The sequence below is a fragment of the Pseudomonas sp. No.117 genome (assembly GCF_054558395.1).
This window is the reverse complement of record NZ_BAAJNP010000001.1, coordinates 575,550-597,171: the sequence shown is the minus strand read 5'-3', so window position 1 is coordinate 597,171 and position 21,622 is coordinate 575,550. Positions and strand designations below refer to the sequence as shown.

The 21,622-nt window shown below is 67.1% G+C and carries 18 protein-coding genes; 8 read left to right on the top strand and 10 right to left on the bottom strand.

Features of this window, described 5'->3' with window-relative positions; translation table 11 throughout:
- Nucleotides 1–26: 26 nt before the first annotated feature.
- A complete protein-coding gene (gene polA / locus ACYJP6_RS02810) occupies nt 27–2,774 on the top strand; it encodes a DNA polymerase I (RefSeq protein WP_459473183.1) in 2,748 nt (915 codons plus the stop codon).
- Between the two features lie 270 nt (nt 2,775–3,044).
- Here the strand turns inward: polA and etfB are convergent, their stop codons facing one another.
- From etfB to ACYJP6_RS02775, 7 genes are all read right to left on the bottom strand, one after another.
- Nucleotides 3,045–3,845: an electron transfer flavoprotein subunit beta gene (etfB, locus tag ACYJP6_RS02805; RefSeq protein ID WP_459473181.1), complete on the bottom strand. Its 801-nt coding sequence runs from the start codon at nt 3,843–3,845 to the stop codon at nt 3,045–3,047.
- Nucleotides 3,835–5,070 (bottom strand): electron transfer flavoprotein subunit alpha, encoded by a 1,236-nt coding sequence (etfA, locus tag ACYJP6_RS02800; protein WP_459473179.1) that lies wholly within the window; start codon nt 5,068–5,070, stop codon nt 3,835–3,837. The genes etfB and etfA overlap by 11 nt, the downstream gene beginning before the upstream one ends.
- A 175-nt stretch (nt 5,071–5,245) precedes the next feature.
- Complete coding sequence (gene dgcB, locus ACYJP6_RS02795) at nt 5,246–7,237, bottom strand: dimethylglycine demethylation protein DgcB (RefSeq protein WP_459473177.1); 1,992 nt, start codon at nt 7,235–7,237, stop codon at nt 5,246–5,248.
- Nucleotides 7,238–7,421: 184 nt separating this feature from the next.
- On the bottom strand, nt 7,422–9,482 hold the full coding sequence (gene dgcA, locus ACYJP6_RS02790) for a dimethylglycine demethylation protein DgcA (RefSeq protein ID WP_459473175.1): 2,061 nt from the start codon (nt 9,480–9,482) through the stop codon (nt 7,422–7,424).
- Nucleotides 9,483–9,584: 102 nt separating this feature from the next.
- Entirely contained in the window at nt 9,585–10,115 is a 531-nt protein-coding gene (locus tag ACYJP6_RS02785) for a DUF5943 domain-containing protein (RefSeq protein WP_459473173.1), read from the bottom strand.
- Between the two features lie 187 nt (nt 10,116–10,302).
- Nucleotides 10,303–11,280: a dipeptidase gene (locus ACYJP6_RS02780; RefSeq protein ID WP_027597310.1), complete on the bottom strand. Its 978-nt coding sequence runs from the start codon at nt 11,278–11,280 to the stop codon at nt 10,303–10,305.
- Between the two features lie 131 nt (nt 11,281–11,411).
- Nucleotides 11,412–12,410 carry a GlxA family transcriptional regulator gene (locus tag ACYJP6_RS02775; protein WP_459473171.1) on the bottom strand — a complete coding sequence of 333 codons (999 nt, stop codon included), beginning with the start codon at nt 12,408–12,410 and terminating at the stop codon, nt 11,412–11,414.
- Nucleotides 12,411–12,566: 156 nt separating this feature from the next.
- Between ACYJP6_RS02775 and choX the strand changes: the two genes are divergently transcribed.
- The 7 genes from choX (at nt 12,567) to ACYJP6_RS02740 (ending at nt 18,699) form a co-directional block, all read left to right on the top strand.
- The gene (gene choX / locus ACYJP6_RS02770; protein WP_459473169.1) at nt 12,567–13,499 is read left to right on the top strand and encodes a choline ABC transporter substrate-binding protein; all 933 of its coding nucleotides are present in this window, start codon (nt 12,567–12,569) and stop codon (nt 13,497–13,499) included.
- A 16-nt stretch (nt 13,500–13,515) separates the two neighbouring features.
- Complete coding sequence (locus tag ACYJP6_RS02765; protein WP_459473167.1) at nt 13,516–14,403, top strand: beta-keto acid cleavage family enzyme; 888 nt, start codon at nt 13,516–13,518, stop codon at nt 14,401–14,403.
- On the top strand, nt 14,400–15,344 hold the full coding sequence (locus tag ACYJP6_RS02760; RefSeq protein ID WP_459473165.1) for an L-carnitine dehydrogenase: 945 nt from the start codon (nt 14,400–14,402) through the stop codon (nt 15,342–15,344). Before ACYJP6_RS02765 ends, ACYJP6_RS02760 begins: the two co-directional genes overlap by 4 nt.
- 10 nt (nt 15,345–15,354) lie before the next feature.
- The gene (locus ACYJP6_RS02755) at nt 15,355–15,825 is read left to right on the top strand and encodes a thioesterase family protein (RefSeq protein WP_459473163.1); all 471 of its coding nucleotides are present in this window, start codon (nt 15,355–15,357) and stop codon (nt 15,823–15,825) included.
- Between the two features lie 226 nt (nt 15,826–16,051).
- Nucleotides 16,052–17,206: a gamma-butyrobetaine dioxygenase gene (locus tag ACYJP6_RS02750; RefSeq protein WP_459473161.1), complete on the top strand. Its 1,155-nt coding sequence runs from the start codon at nt 16,052–16,054 to the stop codon at nt 17,204–17,206.
- Nucleotides 17,203–18,183 (top strand): alpha/beta hydrolase, encoded by a 981-nt coding sequence (locus tag ACYJP6_RS02745; protein WP_459473159.1) that lies wholly within the window; start codon nt 17,203–17,205, stop codon nt 18,181–18,183. Before ACYJP6_RS02750 ends, ACYJP6_RS02745 begins: the two co-directional genes overlap by 4 nt.
- Nucleotides 18,184–18,450: 267 nt before the next feature.
- Nucleotides 18,451–18,699: a hypothetical protein gene (locus tag ACYJP6_RS02740; protein WP_459473157.1), complete on the top strand. Its 249-nt coding sequence runs from the start codon at nt 18,451–18,453 to the stop codon at nt 18,697–18,699.
- Nucleotides 18,700–18,712: 13 nt separating this feature from the next.
- Here ACYJP6_RS02740 and ACYJP6_RS02735 read toward each other — a convergent pair whose 3' ends face one another.
- The 3 genes from ACYJP6_RS02735 to ACYJP6_RS02725 all read right to left on the bottom strand — a co-directional run bounded on the left by ACYJP6_RS02735 (nt 18,713) and on the right by ACYJP6_RS02725 (nt 21,574).
- Complete coding sequence (locus ACYJP6_RS02735) at nt 18,713–19,504, bottom strand: phosphatase PAP2 family protein (protein WP_459473155.1); 792 nt, start codon at nt 19,502–19,504, stop codon at nt 18,713–18,715.
- Between the two features lie 104 nt (nt 19,505–19,608).
- Entirely contained in the window at nt 19,609–20,478 is an 870-nt protein-coding gene (locus tag ACYJP6_RS02730) for an alpha/beta fold hydrolase (protein WP_459473423.1), read from the bottom strand.
- A 10-nt stretch (nt 20,479–20,488) separates the two neighbouring features.
- Nucleotides 20,489–21,574: a tartrate dehydrogenase gene (locus tag ACYJP6_RS02725; protein ID WP_459473153.1), complete on the bottom strand. Its 1,086-nt coding sequence runs from the start codon at nt 21,572–21,574 to the stop codon at nt 20,489–20,491.
- Nucleotides 21,575–21,622 lie beyond the last annotated feature (48 nt).

Here is a 21,622-nt window from a genome sequence, read left to right as displayed (position 1 = left end):
CACACGCCACGACAAAGGTCCAGACCATGAGCCACGCCCCTCTCGTCCTGGTGGACGGTTCCTCCTACCTCTACCGCGCCTTCCACGCCCTGCCGCCGCTGATGACCTCCACCGGCAAGCCGACCGGCGCGGTGAAGGGCGTGCTGAACATGCTGCTGTCCCTGCGCCGCCAGTACCCGGACAGCCTCTTCGCGGTGGTCTTCGACGCCAAGGGCCCGACCTTCCGCGACGAACTCTTCGCCGACTACAAGGCCCAGCGCCCGGCCATGCCCGACGACCTGCGCAGCCAGGTCGAGCCGCTGCACGCCTGCATCCGCGCCCTGGGCCTGCCGCTGCTGGCCATCGAGGGGGTGGAAGCCGACGACGTCATCGGCACCCTCGCCCGCCACTGCGCCAGCGCCGAGCGCCCGGTGGTGATCTCCACCGGCGACAAGGACATGGCCCAGCTGGTCTGCCCCTACGTCACCCTGGTCAACACCATGAGCGGCAGCGTGCTGGACGTGGAGGGAGTGAAGACCAAGTTCGGCGTGGGTCCGGAGCTGATCATCGACTATCTGGCGCTGATGGGCGACAAGATCGACAACATCCCCGGGGTGCCCGGGGTGGGCGAGAAGACCGCCGCCGGCCTGCTCAATGGCATCGGCGGTGGCCTGGATGTCCTCTATGCCAACCTGGAGGCCGTGGCCGCCCTGCCCCTGCGCGGCGCCAAGTCCCTGGCCGCCAAGCTGGACCAGCATCGCGAGCAGGCCTACCTGTCCTACCAGCTGGCCACCATCAAGCTGGACGTACCGCTGGACCTGACCTTCGACGAACTCAACGTCGGCGAGCCCCATGTGGAAGCCCTGATGGCGCTCTACCAGGAGCTGGAATTCAAGTCCTGGCTGGACGAGCTGATCCGCGACACCAAGCGCCAGGGCGCGCCCCTGCCATTGGCCGAGGACGCCGCCACCACCCAGGTGGAGACCCACTACGACACCGTGCTGGAACAGGCCGACTTCGATGCCTGGCTGGCGCGCCTGCAAGCCGCCGACTGCTTCGCCTTCGACACCGAGACCACCAGCATCGATGCCCAGCGTGCCGACCTGGTCGGGCTGTCCTTCGCCGTGGCGCCGGGCCAGGCCGCCTATGTGCCCCTGGCGCACAGCTACATGGGCGCGCCGACCCAGCTCGATCTGCAGGGGGTGCTGGACGCGCTCAAGCCGCTGCTGGAAGACCCCAAGAAGCTCAAGGTGATGCAGCACGGCAAGTACGACCTCAATGTGCTGGATCGCTACGACATCAGGATCCAGGGCATCGCCTTCGACACCATGCTCGAATCCTATGTACTGGACGCCACCGCCACCCGCCACGACATGGACAGCCTGGCGCTCAAGTACCTGGGCCACAGCACCATCCGCTTCGAGGACATCGCCGGCAAGGGCGCCAAGCAGCTGACCTTCGACCAGATCGCCATCGAGCAGGCCGGCCCCTATGCCGCCGAGGATGCCGACGTCACCCTGCGCCTGCACGAGACCCTCTGGCCCAAGCTGGAGGCCGTGCCGGGCCTGGCGTCGGTGCTGCGCGACATCGAGATGCCGCTGGTGCCGGCGCTGGCACGCATCGAGCGCAACGGCGCCCTGGTCGATTCGGCGCTGCTTGGGGTCCAGAGCCGCGAGCTGGGCGAGAAGATGATCGCCCTGGAAAAGGAGGCCTATGAGCTGGCCGGCCAGGAATTCAACCTGGGCTCGCCCAAGCAGCTGGGCGAGATCCTCTTCGTCAAGCTGGGCCTGCCGGTGGTCAGCAAGACCGCTTCCGGCCAGCCGTCCACCGCCGAGGCGGTGCTGCAGGAACTGGCCGACCAGGACTTCCCGCTGCCCAAGGTGCTGATGCAATACCGGCAGATGAGCAAGCTCAAGAGCACCTATACCGACAAGCTGCCGCAGCAGATCAATCCGCGCACCGGCCGCATCCACACCAGCTACCACCAGGCGGTGACGGCGACCGGCCGGCTGTCTTCCAGCGACCCGAACCTGCAGAACATCCCGATCCGCACCGCCGAGGGCCGGCGCATCCGCCAGGCCTTCGTCGCGCCCCAGGGCTATCGTCTGCTGGCGGCGGACTATTCGCAGATCGAGCTGCGCATCATGGCCCACCTGGCCCAGGACGAGGGCCTGCTGCACGCCTTCCAGAACGACCTGGACGTGCACCGCGCCACCGCCGCCGAGGTGATGGGCGTACCCCTGGAAGAGGTCAGCAACGAAGACCGCCGGCGCGCCAAGGCCATCAACTTCGGCCTGATCTACGGCATGAGCGCCTTCGGCCTGGCCAAGCAGATCGGCGTCGGCCGCGCCGAGGCCCAGGCCTATATCGACCGCTACTTCCAGCGTTATCCGGGCGTGCTGGCCTATATGGAGCGCACCCGCGCCCAGGTGGTGGACCAGGGCTATGTGGAGACCCTCTACGGCCGCCGGCTGTACCTGCCGGACATCCATTCCAAGAACCAGGGTCTGAGACGCGCCGCCGAACGAGCGGCGATCAACGCGCCCATGCAGGGCACCGCAGCGGACATCATCAAGCGCGCCATGATCGCGGTGGATGCCTGGCTGCAGGCGACCCCGGAGCTGGATGCCCGGGTCATCCTGCAGGTGCACGATGAACTGGTGCTAGAGGTGCGCGAAGACCAGGTGGAACGCTTGCGCGAAGGCCTACTGCCGCTGATGAGCGGCGCAGGCGAGCTGGACGTGCCGCTGCTGGTGGAGTCGGGCGTGGGCGGTAACTGGGATGAGGCGCACTGATCAGTGCGCTGAAGGTTGGGCGTGTTGGGCTTCGCAGGGCTCAGCCCAACCTACGGGTCCTGCACGTCGTGGTAGCTCCGTAGCGTGGAAAACGGCGCAGCCTTTTCCACCTGAGGCTTGGATACCGGGGCTTCCCTCACCCTAGCCCTCTCCCAGAGGGAGAGGGGATGGTTTGGAACGTGGCTTCAATATCGTAGCGTGGAAAACGGCGTAGCCTTTTCCACCTTGGGCTCAGGTGCCAAGGGCGCCTTCACCCCAGGGGTTATAGCTTCAGCGCACCACACCCTCCTCGCGCAGCACCTTGAGAATGGCAGCGGCCGCGGCTTCGGGAGCCAAATCCTTTAGGACCTGGCCGCCATCGCCGGAGGCCTTGGCCGTGGCGGCCTTGAAGCGGTCGGCGGCGGTCTTGGCCTTGATCACCTTGAGACGCTTGGGACGGGCCTTGGCCGGTTGCAATTCGCCGTCCTCGAACAGACTGTCCTGCACCACCTCGGTGGTCTCCACCTGCAGCTCGCCACGGCGCGCGGGGCCGAAGGCGCTTTGCCGGGGTGCCGGGGCGGCGCTGTCGACGCTGGCGACGAAGGGCAGGCGTACCCGCAGCCGTCGGCGCTGGCCACGCGGCAGGGCTTGCAGCACGGTCGCCTGGCCACCTTCCACGGCTTCCACCGCGGCGAGGCCGACCACCAGGGGCCAGCCCAGGGTTTCCGCGAGAAGATAGGGCAACAGCCCGGAGCCCTCGCCCGTCTCCGCCTGGCTACCCGTCAGCACCAGGCCGGCACCGATCTCGCGCAGGGTGTCGCCGAGGGCCGGCAGGGCATCGTCGCCCGCCGGCTGCTCCAGTACATGCAAGGCCGGTACGCCCATGCCCAGGTAGCCGCGCAGGGCTTCCTCGGCGGGATCACCGGCGTGCAGCACGCGCAGGCGTGCACCAACCAAGCGCAGGCCGAGTTCCACCGCGCGGGCATCCTGCTCCGCTCGCCGCGCCCGCCCGGAGGTGGGATGGGCACCAACGGAGACCAGAGCGACGACATTGACACCGTCCAGCGACGGCAGCTGCTGCTCAAGCGACATCCTGCAACTCCCCTGCCCGCTGTTGTTCGACCAGCCGCGCCAGCGCCGCGAGGATGGCGTCGCCATCGCCGATCACCGAGAGATCGGCGCGCTTGACCATGTCGCAGCCCGGATTGGTATTGATGGCGATCACCTTGTCGCAACTGGCGATGCCCTGCAGGTGCTGCACGGCGCCGGAGATGCCCACGGCCAGATAGACCCGGGCGGTGACCCAGGTACCGGTGGCGCCGACCTGGCGGTTGCGCGGCATATGGCCGTCGTCCACCGCCACCCGCGAGGCGCCTTCGGTGGCGCCCAGCAGCGCCGCGGTGCTGTGGAACAGGTTCCAGTCACTGATGCCGTTACCACCGGAGAGGATGAATTCGGCCTCGCCCAGGGGGATCTGCATGGGGTCGACAGCGACCGGACCGAGATCCTCGATGCGCGGCAGATGGCGGGCGATGCCGCCGCTCAGCTGCACCGGCAGGACTTCGTGACGGGTCTCGCCGACCGGCTCCGCGCATTCCGGCAGGGCCAGTACCAGGCGCGGCAGTGGCTGCTGCAGATCCTGGCGACCGGCACCGGCACGGCCGGTGGCCAGGCCGTCCTTGACCTGCCAGACCCGGGTGGCGGGCCGTTCGTGCAGGGCCGCGCCCAGGCGCCGGCCCAGTTCGCCACCGCCGCTGCGGCTGTCGGGCAGCAGCCAATGACGCGGCTGCAGTTCGCCATTCACCGCGCGCAGGGCCAGCACCCGCTGCTCGGGGGCATAACCCTGGAACTGTTCGCCCTCCAGATGCAGCAGGCGGTCCACGCCCGCGGTGTCGAAGGCGGTTTCCTTGACCTCGCCGAAGACCACCGCCAGCACGGCGCCCTCGGCACCAGCCAGTTGCCGGGCCAGGCCCAGCAGGTCGCGGTCGTGAGCGGTCAGGCGACCGCTGACCAGGTCGGGGACCACGGCGATGTAGAAGGCCGGCTCGGCGATCCGGTGCAGCGGCAGTTGTTCTTCCACGGCCTGGGACGCGCCACGGCGGCCACCGCCCTGCTGGGCGCCGCTGCGGTCGATCCGCTTGACGCCCTGGGGCCCGACGAAGCCGGCAGCCGCGGCATGGGGATTCTTGCGGACCAGGCCGTTGGGGCCCAGCCAGCGGACTTCGGCATCGGCACTGCTGGCGAGGCTCGCGTGCAGGGGATGCAGACGGTTGCGCGCGATCCACTCGCGGCGCGGATCGCGACGGATGATGCTCATGCTGGGCGCTCCGTTTGGAAATGGCAGGTGAGGTGCGCGGTAGGCCCCTCACCCCAGCCCTCTCCCCCGAGGGGAGAGGGGGTAAAAGCGGTGAACATCGGGACTTGTCTGGCACACCTGATCATCCCCTCTCCCCTCGGGGAGAGGGCTAGGGTGAGGGGGCCATACACCGCGCTCACGACAAGGCCTCCGCCACCGGCCGCCGAGTCGCGGCCGGCTTGCTTTCGACGGGCGCCTCGACGATGGCCTCGGCCACCAGCTCGGCGATGTCCTTGATCTCCGGGCGCGGGGCGACCACGCCTTCCAGCATCAGGGTGCACTGGGGACAGCCCACGGCCACCAGCTCGGCGCCGGTTTCCTTGATATCGGCCATGCGCATGTCGGGGATCCGCTGCTTGCCGGGGATGTCGGTGATAGGGGCGCCGCCGCCGCCGCCGCAGCAACGCGAGCGGAAGCCGGAACGCTCCATCTCCTTGACCGCGATGCCCAGCGCCTTGAGCACCGCGCGCGGCGCCTCGTATTCGCCGTTGTAGCGGCCCAGGTAGCAGGGATCGTGATAGGTGATGGTGGCGCCCTGCTCGGCCAGGGCATGCTGCCCGAGGTGCAGGGTGCCGCGGCTGAGCAGGGTCTCGATGAAGGTGCTGTGGTGCTGCACCTGGTAGTGGCCACCCAGGGCGCCGTATTCGTTCTTGAGCACATGGAAACTGTGCGGATCGCAGGAGACGATGGTCTGGAAGCGATATTTGCTCAGGGTCTCGATGTTGCGCTTGGCCAGTTGCTGGAAGGTCGCCTCGTCACCAAGGCGGCGGGCCACGTCACCGCTGTCGCGCTCCTCCAGGCCGAGCACGGCGAAGTCCACCTTGGCCGCCTTGAGCACCTTGACGAAGGCGCGCAGGGTGCGCTGGTTGCGCATGTCGAAGGCGCCGTCGCCGACCCAGAACAGCACCTCGGCCTGGCCCTTGTCCTTCATCAGCGGCAGATCCAGGTCCGCGGCCCAGTTCAGGCGGCCACCGGGGGCGAAGCCGCCGGGGTTGTCGGTGGCGATGAGATTTTCCAGCACCTCGGCGCCCTTGTTCGGCGTCTCGCCGCGCTCCAGGGTCAGGTGCCGGCGCATGTCGACGATGGCATCGACGTGCTCGATCATCATCGGGCATTCCTCGACGCAGGCACGGCAGGTGGTGCAGGACCAGAGGGTCTCGGCGTCCACCAGGGCCTTGCCCTGACGCGCTACGATCGGCAGGTGCGGCCCTCCGGCATGCTCGCCGACCGGCTTGCCCGGGTAAGGCGAGCCGAAGTAGCGGGCATCGCTGCCGCCCTTGAGGCCGACCACCATGTCCTGGATCAGCTTCTTGGGATTGAGCGGCTGGCCGGCGGCAAAGGCCGGGCACATGGCTTCGCAGCGACCACACTGGACACAGGCGTCGAAGCCGAGCAACTGGTTCCAGGTGAAGTCGGCGGGTTTTTCCACGCCCAGGGGCGCCTGGGGATCGTGCAGGTCCAGCGCCTTGAGGCCGCTGGAGCGCGCGGCGCTGGCGTTGTGCGGGGTGCTGAAGCGCTCGGCGCGACGGTGCCAGGCCAGGTGCAGGGCACCGGCGAAGGCGTGCTTGATGGGGCCGCCCCAGGTCATGCCGAGGAACAGTTCGGACACGCCCCAGGCGACGCCGACCGCCAGTACCGCGGCGAGAATCCAACCACCGAAGTCCGGCGGCAGGATGCCGGCGACCGGCAGGGTGGCGATGAAGAAGCTCGCCGCGAAGGCCAGCAGACTCTTCGGCAGACGCATCCAGGGGCCCTTGGACAGCCGCGCCGGCGGGTTGCGGCGGCGCTTGGCGACGAACAGGGCACCGGTGAACATGCAGACGGTGGCTGCCAGCAGCGCCCAACCGAGGATGCGGCTGTGCAGGCCGAAGCCATGCACCAGGATGGCCAGCAGCGCCGCCAGGACGAAACCGCCGGCGGTGGCCACGTGGGTCTTGGAGATGTACTTGTCGCGGTCGACCACGTGGTGCAGGTCCACCAGGTAGCGGCGCGGCATCTTCAGCAGCCCGCCGACCCAGTCGACCTCGGCCGGACGGCCCTGCCGCCAGAGGCTGAAACGCCGTACGGCACCGATCACGGTGAGGGCCAGGGCGGCGAAGAGCAGGATGGGGAGGATGGTACTGAGCATTGCGAGTCTCCCTACGGGACCTCGGGTGGCGGCGGATCACCTCCTCTCCCTGGGGAGAAAGCCGAGATGGGGAGCCCGCATTCACGCCAAGGCGTCAGCTGGGGCCCCTCACCCCCGCCCTCTCCCTCAGGGAGAGGGGGCTGTCCGTGCCGACCGGACGTTGCGAACCCTCACGGGGCGTGTCTTAGAAGTCCTTGCACAGGCGCAGGGCGTCGTAGATGGCGGCGTGGGTGTTGCGCTGGGCCACGCAATCGCCGATCCGGTAGAGCAGGTAGCCGTTGCCGGCCTCGTTCAACGCCGGCTGCGGCTCGATGGCGAACAGCGCCTCGATGTCCATCTGGCCCTTGTTGCGCGAGTCTTCCTTGAGGGCGTAGTAGAGGCCCTCGTCCGGGCGCACGCCGTTCTCGATGACGATCTGGTCGACCACCCGTTCTTCGCGGGCACCGGTGTATTCGTTCTCCAGCACCGCGACCTTCTTGTCGCCCTCGGCGTAGACCTTTTCCAGCATCAGGTCGCCGGTCATGATCACTTCCTTGGGATAGAGGCTGCGGTAGTAGGTCGGGAAAGTGGTCCCGCCGATGGCCACGCCCGGCTTGATGTCGTCGGTGACGATCTCGACCTGGGCGCCCTTGTCGGCCAGGTAGTCGGCCACCGACATGCCGGTGAATTCGCAGATGGTGTCGTACACCAGCACGTTCTTGCCCGGCTCGACCTTGCCCGAGAGGATGTCCCAGCTGCTGACGACCAGGCCGTCGGCGGCATGCCAGTGGTCGACCTGTTCCAGGAAGGGATGACCGCCGTTGGCCAGGATGACGATGTCCGGGCGCAGGTCGAGGATGGTCGCCGGATCGGCGGCGGTGCCCAGGCGCAGGTCGATGCCCAGGCGCGCCAGTTCCAGCTGGTACCAGCGGGTGATGCCGGCGATCTGGTCGCGCTGCGGGGCGCGGGAGGCCAGGGTGATCTGGCCGCCGAGTTGCTCCTGCTTCTCGAACAGGGTGACGTCATGGCCACGCTCGGCCGAGACGCGCGCCGCTTCCATGCCGGCCGGACCGCCGCCGACGATGACCACCTTGCGCTTGGGCCCGGTGGACTTCTCGATGATGTGCGGCAGGCCCATGTATTCGCGGCTGGTGGCGGCGTTCTGGATGCACAGCACGTCCAGGCCATTGTACTGGCGGTCGATGCAGTAGTTGGCGCCGACGCACTGACGGATCTGGTCGATCTGGCCCATCTTGATCTTGGTGATCAGGTGCGGATCGGCGATGTGGGCGCGGGTCATGCCGACCATGTCGACGTAGCCGCCCTCGAGGATACGGGTGGCCTGGTTCGGGTCCTTGATGTTCTGGGCGTGCAGCACCGGCACGTTGACCACTTCCTTGATGCCCGCGGCCAGGTGCAGGAAGGGCTCCGGCGGATAGGTCATGTTGGGGATGACGTTGGCCAGGGTGTTGTGGGTATCGCAGCCCGAGCCGACCACGCCGATGAAGTCGAGCATGCCGGTGTCGCTGTAGTACTTGGCGATCTGCTTCATGTCGTCGTGGGACAGGCCGTCCGGGTGGAATTCATCCCCGGTGATACGCATGCCCACGCAGAAGTCATCGCCTACTTCGGCGCGCACGGCCTTGAGCACCTCCATGCCGAATCTCATGCGGTTCTCGAAGCTGCCGCCCCACTCGTCGGTACGCTTGTTGACGCGCGGCGACCAGAACTGGTCGATCATGTGCTGGTGCACGGCGGATAGCTCGACGCCGTCCAGGCCGCCGGCCTTGGCGCGACGGGCAGCCTGCGCGAAGTTGCCGATCACCCGCCAGATCTCTTCCGGCTCGATGGTCTTGCAGGTGGCGCGGTGCACGGGCTCGCGGATGCCCGACGGCGACATCAGGGTCGGCCAGTGGCCGCCATCCCAGCGCGAACGGCGACCCATGTGGGTGATCTGGATCATGATCTTGGCGCCGTGCTTGTGCATGGCGTCGGCCAGATTCTGGAAGTGCGGGATGATGCGGTCGGTGGAGAGGTTGACCGAACTCCACCAGTGCTGGGGGCTGTCGATGGCGACCACCGAGGAACCGCCGCAGATGGCCAGGCCGATGCCGCCCTTGGCCTTCTCTTCGTAATACTTGACGTATCTCTCGGTGGTCATGCCGCCGTCGGTGGCATAGACCTCGGCGTGGGCCGTGGAGAGTACGCGGTTGCGGATGGTGAGCTTGCCGATCTGGATCGGCTGGAACATTGCTTCGAAGGCCATGACCTTCTCCTCGATCGGCTGGTGCGTGGTCTGGGCCACGCTCTTGCTCTGGGTGTCGCTGAGGAGGACACGGCCGGGCCGCGGTCCTCCTACGGGCTGTCTTTACAGCGGGCGGGTGACGAACAGGCCGTCGTCATGGCCCTCTTCGGAGCCGCTGTATTCCTGCACGGTGACGGTACGGATGGCGCTGCCCTTGGCGGCCAGGATCTGGTCGATGGCGCCGGAGAACCAGCCGGTGAACATGTAGTCCACCTTGCGGTTGACCTTGCCGTAGACGTAGACGAAGGCGGAGTGCTTGAGCTTGACCTCGGCGTGACCGGTTTCCAGGTCGAGCTTCTGGGTCTCGAACAGGCCCCAGCCGCGTTGCGACAGGCGCTTCATGTAGTGCTCGAATACCGCGGCGCCCTGGAGACCATGGCATTCGGCTTCCTTCTCGCACCAGTGCCAGGCGGACTTGTAGCCGGCCTTGTAGAGGATCTCGGCGTACTTGTCGGCGCCCAGGACTTCTTCGATACCCATGTGGTTGTTGACGAAGAAATGCCGGGGTACGTACAGCATCGGCAGGGCGTCGGTGGTCCAGACGCCGGTTTCGTCGTCGACCTGGATGGGCATTTCGGGGGCGTGGCTGGCCATGTGTGGGGCTCCGATTCGCTAATACGTATCTAAAAAAGGTGTGGGTGAATGCCTGTGGAGCCGTAGCGAGCGCGCCGCTGGCAAGGAGACCCGCAGCGCCAGGTGAGAGCAGTACCGAGGTACGGCGAACCTGGCGCGAGGACGCGACGCCGCTAGCGGTGTGCGCAGTAGGCTCCGGAGGTATTCACTATTCGCCCCAGACTTCGCCGAGGATGCGCATCCAGTTCTCGCCCATGACCTTGCGCACGGTGCGCTCGGGCATGCCGCGCTTGAGCAGGGTCTCGGTCAGGTTGGGGAATTCGCCCACGGTACGGATGCCCAGCGGGTTGACGATCTTGCCGAAGTTGGTCAGGCGGCGGGCGTAGCCCTTGTCGTGGGTCAGCCACTCGAAGAAATCGTGGCCATGGCCCTGGGTGAAGTCGGTGCCAATGCCGATGGAGTCTTCGCCGACCAGGTTCATCACGTACTCGATGGCCTCGGCGTAGTCGTCGATGGTCGAGTCGATGCCCTTGGCCAGGAAGGGGGCGAACATGGTCACGCCGACGAAGCCGCCGTGGTCGGCGATAAACTTGAGTTCCGCGTCCGACTTGTTGCGCGGATGCTCTTTCAGGCCGGACGGCAGGCAGTGGGAGTAGCAGACCGGCTTCTTGGACTCGAGGATGACTTCCTCGCTGGTCTTGGAGCCGACGTGGGAGAGGTCGCACATGATGCCGACGCGGTTCATCTCGGCGACGATCTCGCGACCGAAGCCGGACAGGCCGCCGTCACGCTCGTAGCAGCCGGTGCCCACCAGGTTCTGGGTGTTGTAGCACATCTGCACGATGCCCACGCCGAGCTGCTTGAAGATCTCGACGTAGCCGATCTGGTCTTCGAAGGCATGGGCGTTCTGGAAGCCGAACAGGATGCCGGTCTTGCCCTGGGCCTTGGCCTGGCGGATCTCGGCGGTGGTGCGCACCTGGACCACCAGGTCGCTGCACTCGCGGATCAGTTTCTGGCTGGCGGCGATGTTGTTGACCGTGGCCTGGAAGCCCTCCCACACCGAGACGGTGCAGTTGGCGGCGGTCAGGCCACCCTTGCGCATGTCTTCGAAGAGTTCGCGGTTCCACTTGGCGATGATCAGCCCGTCGATAACGATGCTGTCGGCGTGGAGTTCGGTGGCATTCATGACGGGCTCCGGCGGAAGTCTTGCGCCGGAACGGGTGCCGGCGATTCGAGGCCAGCATAGCCCCGGGGTTCCAGCCGACCGGATGCAAAAACGACAGGGGTATCACCAGAAGCGTCAGCGCCGGGGTCGTCCTAGGCCGGCGGGAGGGCCACGGCCGTCGCCAGGGCGTCCGCCGGCGACGAGCGGCCGGGGTCGCGGCGAGGCCGGTCCTCGCGCGGGCTCAGGCCGAAGCGCTGGCGGTAGCAGCGGGAAAAATAGGAGGCGGATTCGAAACCGCAGGCCAGGGCGACCTCCAGCACGCTGGCGTCACCCTGCTGGAGGAGCTGGCGCGCCTGGTCCAGGCGCAGCTGTAGATAGAAGGTCGAGGGCGTCGTATCCAGATAGAGACGGAACAGTCGCTCCAGCTGGCGGCGGGTCACCTGGATGCCGGCCGCCAGCTCCAGGGTGCCCAGGGGCGTCTCGGTATGCCGCTCCATGCGCTCCACCACGCGGATCAGCTTGCGGTTGGCGATGCCGTAGCGCTGCGCCACCTGCAGGCGCTGGTGCTCGCGTGGGGGTCGGATGCGGCCGAGGACGAATTGCTCGGAGACCTGCACCGCCAGGTCGCTGCCATGGCTGCGCCCGATCAGCTCCAGCAACAGGTCGAGACTGGCCGTGCCGCCGGCGCAGGTGATGCGGCCCCGGTCGATCTCGAACAGCTCGCCGGTGACCTCCAGCTGCGGCCAGGCTTCGCGAAAGGCGGCAACCGCTTCCCAGTGCAGGGTGACTCTATGGCCGTCCAGCAGGCCGGCGCGGGCCAGCACCAGGGTGCCGGTGTCGATGCCGCCCAGGGGATGGCCGTGGCGGGCGACCTGGCGCAGCCAGCTGGCGAGGCCGTCGTCGTAATGGGCCAGGGCCTCGAAGCCGGCCACCACGAACAGGGTGGTGCCGGGGGCCAGGGTCTCTAGTCCGCCATCGACATTGACCGACATGCCGTTGCTGGCGGTCACGGCGGCGCCCTCGCGCCCGAGGATACGCCAGGCATAGCTTCCCGGACGAAAGCGATTGGCCACCCGCAGGGGCTCCAGGGTGGCGATGAAGCCCAGGGCGGAAAAGCCGGGCAGCAGCAGGAAGGCGAAAGACTGCGGCATGGGAGGAGCCTGCTCGGTAACGATTGGCTACTGGCAAGCAAGAAGGTCGCCAGGATGCAAATTCCGGTCGTCGGGCTGCGCATGGTCGCCGAGCGAGGCGCCTAGGGTAGAAGGCACCGGCAGTCATCCTCGGCAAGCCGCCACCAGGAGTTCGCCATGCCTCCCAAGACGCTTTGCTCCACCCTCCTCGCCTGCGGCCTGCTGGCCGCCACCCTCGGCAGCGCCCGGGCCGCCGAGCCCGACAGCTGCCAGACCGTGCGCATGGGCATCGTCGGCTGGACCGACGTGGTCGCCACCAGCGCCCTCGCCGAGGTCATGCTCGAAGGCCTCGGCTACGGGGTCAAGCCGACCACCGCCTCGCAACAGATCATCATGGCGGGCATGGGCAACAAGGACCTCGACGTCTTCCTCGGCTACTGGCAGCCGACCATGCAACCGGTGGTGCAGCCCTTCGTCGACAAGGGCCAGGTCAAGGTGCTGGCCCCGCCGCTGCTGGCCGATGCCCAGTCCACCTTCGCGGTGCCCGACTACGTCTACGAAGGCGGCCTGAAGACCTTCGCCGACATCGCCCGCTTCAAGGACAAGCTCGGCGGCAAGATCTACGGCATCGAGCCGGGCAGCGGCGCCAATCGCGCCACCACCGAGATGATCAAGACCAACAGGTTCGGCCTCAAGGACTTCCAGCTGGTGGAATCCAGCGAGGCAGGCATGCTCAGCGCCGTGCGCCGGGCCGAGAAGCGCCAGGAATGGGTGGTGTTCTTCGGCTGGAAGCCGCACCCGATGAACCTGCAGATCAAGATGCACTACCTCAGCGGCAGCGAGGACATCTTCGGCCCCAACGAAGGCCAGGCCACCGTCTCGGTGGTGACCACCGCGGAATACCCGCAGCGCTGCCCCAATGTCCAGCGTCTGCTGGCGAACATGCACCTGGACAGCGCCGAAGTCAGCGCCGTGATGGCGCCCATCCTGGAGCGCACCGCGCCCAAGGACGCCGCCCGCGCCTGGCTCAAGGAGCATCCGCAGCGTCTCGACGCCTTCCTGCAAGGCGTTACCACCCATGCCGGCCAACCCGCCGCCGTCAAGCTCTGATCGCCAAGGAAAGACCATGAACACCGATGTCATCATTACCTGCGCCCTGACCGGCGCCGGTGATACCGTAGGCCGCAATCCCCATGTTCCCGTTACCCCGGCGCAGATCGCCGAGGCCGCCCTGGAGGCCGCCCGTGCCGGCGCCACCGTGGTGCACGCCCATGTCCGCGATCCCGCCACCGGCAAGCCGAGTCGCGACGTGGCGCTCTATCGCGAGGTGGTCGAGCGTATCCGCGAGGCGGACGTCGACATCATCGTCAACCTCACCGCCGGCATGGGCGGCGACCTGGAGATCGGCCCGGGCGAAACGCCCACCGAATTCGGGCCAGGCTCCGATCTGGTCGGCCCGCTAACCCGCCTGCTGCATATCGAAGAGCTGCGCCCGGACATCTGCACCCTGGACTGCGGCACCCTCAACTTCGGCGATGGCGACTTCATCTATGTCTCCACCCCCGCGCAACTGCGCGCCGGGGCCAAGCGCATCACCGAGCTGGGGGTGAAGGCCGAGCTGGAGATCTTCGACACCGGCCATCTCTGGTTCGCCAAGCAGTTGCTCAAGGAAGGCCTGCTGGAAGACCCGCTGTTCCAGATCTGCCTGGGCATTCCCTGGGGGGCGCCGGCCGACACCACCACCATGAAGGCCATGGTCGACAACCTGCCAGCGGGCGCCTGCTGGGCCGGCTTCGGCATCGGCCGCATGCAGATGCCCATGGCCGCCCAGGCCATGCTGCTGGGCGGCAACGTGCGGGTCGGCCTGGAAGACAACCTCTGGCTGGACCGTGGCGTCCACGCCACCAACGGCAGCCTGGTGGAGCGGGTGACCCAGATCATCGAGCGGCTGGGCGGGCGGGCCCTCAGCCCGGCCGAAGGGCGTCAGAAGATGAAGCTGGGAGGTGCCCGATGAGCGCCGTCTTCGCTGCCCTCGGTACCGGCGTGATCGGTGCCGGCTGGATCGCCCGAGCGCTGGCCCGGGGCCTGGACGTGCGTGCCTGGGACCCGGCGCCCGGTGCCGAGGCCGCCCTGCGTACCCGGCTGGCCAATGCCTGGCCGGCCCTGGAAGCCCAGGGCCTCGCACCGGGTGCCAGCCTGGACCGCCTGACGTTCCATACCGACCTGGAAGAAGCCGTAGCCAGCGCCGACGTCATCCAGGAGAGCGCGCCCGAGCGCCTGGAGCTCAAACGCGATCTGCATGCCCGGGTCAGCCGGGCGGCGCGTGCCGACGCCCTGATCTGCTCCAGCACCTCGGGTCTGCTGCCCAGCGACTTCTATGCCGATGCCGAGCACCCCGAGCGCTGCCTGGTGGGCCATCCCTTCAATCCGGTCTACCTGCTGCCGCTGGTGGAAGTGGTGGGCGGGACCCAGACCTCGGAGGCCAATCTGGCGCGCGCCGAAGCCTTCTATCGCGAGCTGGGCATGCGGCCGCTGCGGGTGCGCAAGGAGGTGCCCGGTTTCATCGCCGACCGCCTGCTCGAAGCCCTGTGGCGCGAGGCGCTGCACCTGGTCAACGACGGCGTCGCCACCACCGGCGAGATCGACGACGCCATCCGCTATGGCGCCGGCCTGCGCTGGTCGTTCATGGGCACCTTCCTCACCTACACCCTGGCCGGCGGCCCGGCGGGCATGCGCCATTTCATGCAGCAATTCGGCCCGGCGCTGAAGCTGCCCTGGACCTACCTGGAAGCCCCGGAGCTGACCGACGGCCTGATCGACGCCGTGGTCGAGGGCACCCAGGCGCAACAGGGCGACCTGGAACTGGCCGCCCTCGAGCGCTATCGCGACGACTGCCTGCTGGCGGTGCAGGCGGCCATCACCGAGTGCAAGGCGCGCCACGGCATCCGGGACTAGGAGAAAGGTCATGTTGATCCATAGCACCACCGTCGCCCCGGATTGGGTCGACTACAACGGCCATCTGCGCGATGCCTACTACCTGCTGATCTTCAGCCACGCCACCGACGCCCTGATGGACGCCATGGGCCTGGACGCCGCCGGCCGCGAAGCCAGTGGGCACTCGCTGTTCACCCTGGAGTGCCATCTCAACTTCCTCCACGAGGTGAAGGCGGATGCCCGGCTGGAAGTACGGGTGAGGTTCCTGGCCCTGGATGCCAAGCGCCTGCACCTGCACTTCGGGCTGTATCGCGAAGGCGAGACCGAGCTGTTGGCCGCCTCCGAGCAGTTGCTGCTGCACGTTGACCTGGCCGGCCCCAAGTCGGCGCCCTTCGCGCCCGCGGTGCACGATTGGCTGGCGACCCGGTTGGCAGCACAGCACGACGAGTCCTGGCCGGAGCACGTGGGGCGGGTCATCGGCCTGCCACCCGCGAGAAAATGACCGGCAGCCCTTGGCGCCTGTTCAAAATCTGCTGCGCGTCGGCCAAACTGCGTTGAAAATGCCCTGGAAGGCCAGCCCCGTCGGAATGCTCATTTACCATTCGTAAACTCGAGCGCGAGTCCGATCCGCTTCCTCAGCCATTTTCGTGGGGCCGCCTAGGCCTTGTTTAGCTCTAGCTCGCGAGATTTTGAACAGGCTCTTAGCAATCCAGCGGAGTCACAGTGACATGAGCGCCATCGCCGACTTCAGTACCTATAAAGTCATCAGCCCGATAGGCAGTGCCCGAGGCGACGATACTCATGTCACCGTTCACTGGCTGGATGGCCGAACCAGTCCTTACCATCTGCTCTGGCTCAGGGACAACTGCCCCTGTCCGCGCTGCGTTTATAGCGTTACCCGCGAACAAATCTTCGAGATAGTGGATATCCCCGAAGATATTCAGGCATCCCGGGTAACCCTCAAGGAGGACGGCAGCCTGGAGATCCTCTGGCACGATGGACACGTCAGTACGTACGACGCTGGCTGGTTACGCGCCCACGCCTATGACGAAGAATCCTTGGCTGAGCAGGAAAGGCTGAGGCCCCGGAAAAAGCTCTGGGACAGCAGCCTGCAGGTGCCCTCCTTCCAGTACGCCGAGATAATGACCGACGATGCAGCGCTACTGTCCTGGCTGATCGAGGTGAGGGACACCGGCCTGTCGCTGCTGCATGGCGTGCCTGTGGAAGAGGGATCTCTGGCCGCGGTGGCGAGACGGATTTCCTTCATCCGGGAATCCAACTTCGGCACGATCTTCAATGTGCAATCCAAGGCCGAGGCGGACAGCAACGCCTACACCGCCTTCAACCTACCGCTACATACCGACCTCCCGACCCGGGAGCTGCAACCGGGGCTGCAATTCCTGCATTGCCTGGTCAACGACGCAAAAGGCGGCAGCAGTACCTTCGTGGACGGCTTCAAGCTCGCTGAAGTCCTGAGAGAAGAGGATCCCGAGTCCTTCGCGATACTCACCACGATACCCGTCGAATTCCGCAATCGCGGGAAGTCTTCCGACTATCGCTATAAGGCACCCATCATCGCCCTGGATGAAAACCAGGAAGTGTCGGAAATTCGCATGGCGAACTTCTTGCGCGGCCCTTTCAGTACCAGCCAGAAAACCATGCCGCTGCTCTACCGCGCCTACCGGCGCTTCATCGCCATGACCCGGGATGATCGCTTCCGCTACCGGCACCGTCTCGCGGCGGGTCAGCTGTGGTGCTTCGACAACAGGAGGGCCCTGCATGCCCGGGATGAATTCGACCCCACCAGCGGCGCGCGTCATTTCCAGGGCTGTTACATCGACCGGGATGAGCTGCATTCCAGAATTCGCGTGCTGCAACGATGAGCCAGCCACCGCTGTCGGCGGACATGGCCGCCTTCGTCCAGGCCAGCCAGGCCTTCGCCACTGACGATCCGGACATCGACGCCCAGCGCCAGGCCTACGCCCGGCTCTGCGCCGCCCTCGCGCCAGCGGACTACCAGGGATTGGCGGTCAGCGATCACCGGGCCGGCGGAGTACCGCTGCGGCTGGTAGCGCCGCAAGAGTCCACCACCGACCGCCCCGCCCTGCTCTATCTGCACGGCGGCGGCTGGATGCTCGGTGACCTGGACTCCCACGGCTTTCTCGCCGCACGCCTGGCGCGGCGGCTGGGGCTGGCCGTCTTGCTGGTGGATTATCGCCTGGCCCCGGAGCATCCCTACCCGGCGGCCCTGGAGGACGCTCTCCAGTCCTGGGATTGGCTGCTGCAGGAGGCCCGCGCGCTGGGGCTGGACGAGATGCGGCTGGCGGTGGCCGGCGACAGCGCTGGTGGCAACCTGGCCGCGGCGCTGTGTCTGGCGCTGCGACAGCAGGGTCGCACCCAGCCCAGGGCGCAGGCGCTGATCTACCCGGCGCTGACGGATCGACTGCTGCCCAGCGAGCGCCGCCAGGCCCGGGCGCCGCTACTCAGCGCCGCCGACTGGCGCGCCTGCCTGAACGGCTATTTGCCCCGCCTGGAGGATCGCCACGATCCCCGGGCGCTACCGCTGCGGACGACGGATTTCACCGGGCTGGCGCCCTGCTTCGTCGCCGTCGCCCGCCGTGATCCCCTGGCCGACCACGGCCGCGCCTACGCCGCGGCCCTGCGCGCGGCGGGCCGTTCGTGCGAGCTATGGGAGGGTGCCGGTCTGCTGCATGGCGCCTTGCGCGCCAAGGGCCCGCGTGCCGAGGCCCTGCGCCTCGCACTGGAGACCTTTCTCGCTCGCCGACTGGCGGCCACTGGATGGCTAGAAGACAAAAAAAAACCTCAACCGCTGGAGACGGAAGAGGTTCAAACGCCCTGATGGGCCTCAGTGTGTAACCTGTGGATTGCACGCTCTGGCAGCGAACAACCCGAAAATGTCGAGGATTGGCGCTATTCTATCGGCGATCCTTCAGTTTGACCCTGCGGCAGATTGTCCGGGCCAGATGTAGTAATAAACCTACATTGCCTGGACGCCGATCGTGCTGCTGTCCAAAAGCGACATCTGGCTATGCACCGACGCCAGACCGGCTTGCCGTCTGCGGTGCCAATGGGAGAATCCCGGCATTCCACCGGAGAGGACAGTGCCATGATGATCGCCGACTTGATCGACCAGGACGACTTCCGCGACCGCCTGCGTGCGCTGGGTTTCAACGTGATGCCCCAGGCAACGGCGGACGAGGCCTGCCGCCAGGCCGTGACGGGACTCAATCAGGAGCGCGCCCAGGCCCTGCGGCAACTGATCCAGGAATTGCTCTCCGGCAGCGCCGCGCTGCTACCGGCGGTACGCCAGGCCATCGACCAGCAATTGCTGCCGGCCCTGGCCCAGTCGCGCTAGAGGTGGCCTGGAACTAGGCCTGCAACAGGCTCAGGCGGCCAAGCAGCGGCAGCCGCGCCAGGCCGCGCAGCGGTGGCGTCAGCAGCCGGTCACCCTGGCGGGCGAACCAGGCGGCCAGGGGCGTGGACAAGCCCAGGCTGGTGACGCTCAGCGCCAGCGCCAGGCCGCCCACATAGTCATCCGAACCCCAATGGGCACCGGCCACCAGGCGCGGCAGCATGAACAGCACCGCCAAGGCGGCGACCAGCAGTCGGCGTCCGCCGCGGGTGAAGTGGGCCATGAACAGGGCCCAGAGCAGCAATACCGAGGCATGGTCGCCGGGAAAGCTGGCACCGGATCTGTCCTTCAATTCCCAACCGTGTTCCAGCCAGGGAAAGCGATCGCTGAGCAGATAGGCGCCCGGCAGCACATCCGATGGGCTGGCGTGTTGCAGGCCCTGGGCCTCGATGCCCTTGGTCAGCAGGGTCCGCACGATCAGCAGGACCACCAGCAGGCCGATGAAAGCCGCCAGCGCCGGCCGTACCTGGGCCGCGGGATAGGCCCAGCCACCCCGGATCAGCAAGGCCAGCAGCACCAGCCCTACCAGGGCATCCACCGGTCTCAGGCTGAAGAAGGTCCAGAGATAGAGCCAGGCCGCGGAGTGTGCCAGGGGAGCGTTGAGCGCGTGGAACAACCCTGCATCGAAGGCCAGCAACTGGGTACGCACGGCGGGCAGCAGCCAGAGCAGTAATAGGCCCATGGCCAGGCCCTGACCCACGGCCAGACGGCGCCAGTGCCAGGTGGAAGTGAAGAGTGGGGCGTCCATCGGGTCCTCGTTTCACGAAAATTTCACGAATAGACCCGCTTTTCCGCTACTACGTCACGTTTTGTTACAACCAGATGACGCAACACTCCTTTGCAGCAGCTGATTCAACCGAGGAACGCCAGGGCTTCCTCCAGCACCAGATCCGGCAGTTCCTCTGCCAGGTAATGCCCGCCCGGCAAGGCCCGGCCACTGACCTGGGTGGCCACCTGGCGCCACTCGGCGAGGGGATCGAAGCAGCGGCCCACGGTGCCCTCGGCACCCCAGAGCACGCGCAAGGGTAATTCCAGGCAGCGGCCGGCATCCAGGTCGGCCTGGTCGTGGGCCAGGTCGATGCCGGCACTGGCGCGATAGTCCTCGCAGATGCCACGGGCCGTACCTGGCAGGCTGAGACAGCGCAGGTACTCGGCCAGCACCTCCGGCGGAAAGGGCGCCAGGCCCGCACTGCGGGTGCCCATCACCCCTTTCAGATAGCCTTCCGGATCGGCCTCGATCAGCCGTTCCGGCAGCGGCGCCGGGCGGATCAGGAAGAACCAGTGCCAGTAGGCGCGGGCGAAGGCCTCGTCGGTCTGGCGATACATGGCCAGGGTCGGGGCGATGTCCAGCAGCATCAGTCGCTCCACCGCCTGCGGATGGTCCAATGCCAGGCGATGGGCGACCCGGGCGCCACGGTCGTGGGCCAGCATGGCGAAGCGCTCATGTCCCAGCAGGCGCATCAGCTCGACGTTATCCCGCGCCAGGGTGCGCTTGCTGTAGGCCTCTTCGCCCGCGGCCGGCTTGGCGCTGTCGCCATAGCCACGCAGGTCGGCGGCCACCACGGTGAAGCGCTCGGCCAGCCGCGGCGCTACCCGATGCCACATGACGTGGGTCTGGGGATGGCCATGGAGCAGCAGCAGCGCCGGGCCGCTGCCGCCAACGCGGCAATTCAACTCGACGCCGTCGACGTCCAGCCGGTGCTGGGCGAATCCCGGAAACAGGCCGTCCATCTCAGGCCAGGGCCGCGGCGATGGCCTGGCCCAGACTCTCGGTGGTGCCCTGGCCGCCGAGGTCGCGAGTCAGGGGCGCCTGTTCCGGGCCCTGGCTCAGCACCGCCTCGATGGCCGCTACCACCGCTGCGCCAGCCTCGGCATGGCCGAGGTGCTCGAGCATCATGGCGCCGCACCAGATCTGGCCAATGGGATTGGCAATGCCCTTGCCGGCGATGTCCGGCGCCGAGCCGTGCACCGGCTCGAACAGGCTGGGGAAATTGCGCTCCGGGTTGATGTTGGCCGAGGGGGCGATGCCGATGGTGCCGGTACAGGCCGGACCCAGGTCGGAGAGGATGTCGCCGAACAGGTTGCTGGCCACCACCACGTCGAACCAGTCCGGGTGCAGGACGAAGTTGGCGGTGAGGATGTCGATGTGGAACTTGTCCACCGCCACCTCGGGATAGGCCTTGGCCATCTCTTCGACGCGCTTGTCCCACCAGGGCATGGTGATGGCGATGCCGTTGGACTTGGTGGCCGAGGTCAGCTTCTGGCGTGGTCGCTGCTGGGCCAGGTCGAAGGCGAACTTGAGGATGCGGTCAGTGCCCTGGCGGGTCATCACCGTTTCCTGGATCACCACCTCGCGCTCGGTGCCTTCGAACATGATGCCACCGACGCTGGAATACTCGCCCTCGGTGTTCTCGCGCACCACATAGAAGTCGATATCGCCCGGCTGGCGATTGGCCAGGGGCGCCTTGACCCCGGGCATCAGCCGGCAGGGCCGCAGGTTGACGTACTGGTCGAAGCGGCGCCGGAACTGCAGCAGCGAGCCCCAGAGGGAGATGTGGTCGGGCACCACGTCCGGCCAGCCGACCGCGCCGAAGTAGAGGGCGTCGTAGCCCTTGAGCGTCTCGAACCAGTCGTCCGGCAGCATCTTGCCGTGGGCCTGGTAGTAGGCAGCGCTGGCGAAATCGAAGTGGTCGAACTGCAAGGCGATGCCGAAACGGCGGGCGGCGGCTTCCAGCACGCGGATACCCTCGGGCATGACTTCCGTGCCGATGCCGTCACCGGCGATGACCGCGATCTTGTGGGGCTGGGACGCTTGCATGGGGATTCTCCGGCAGTTCGAGTGAGAGGGCCCCAGTGTAGTCTCGCG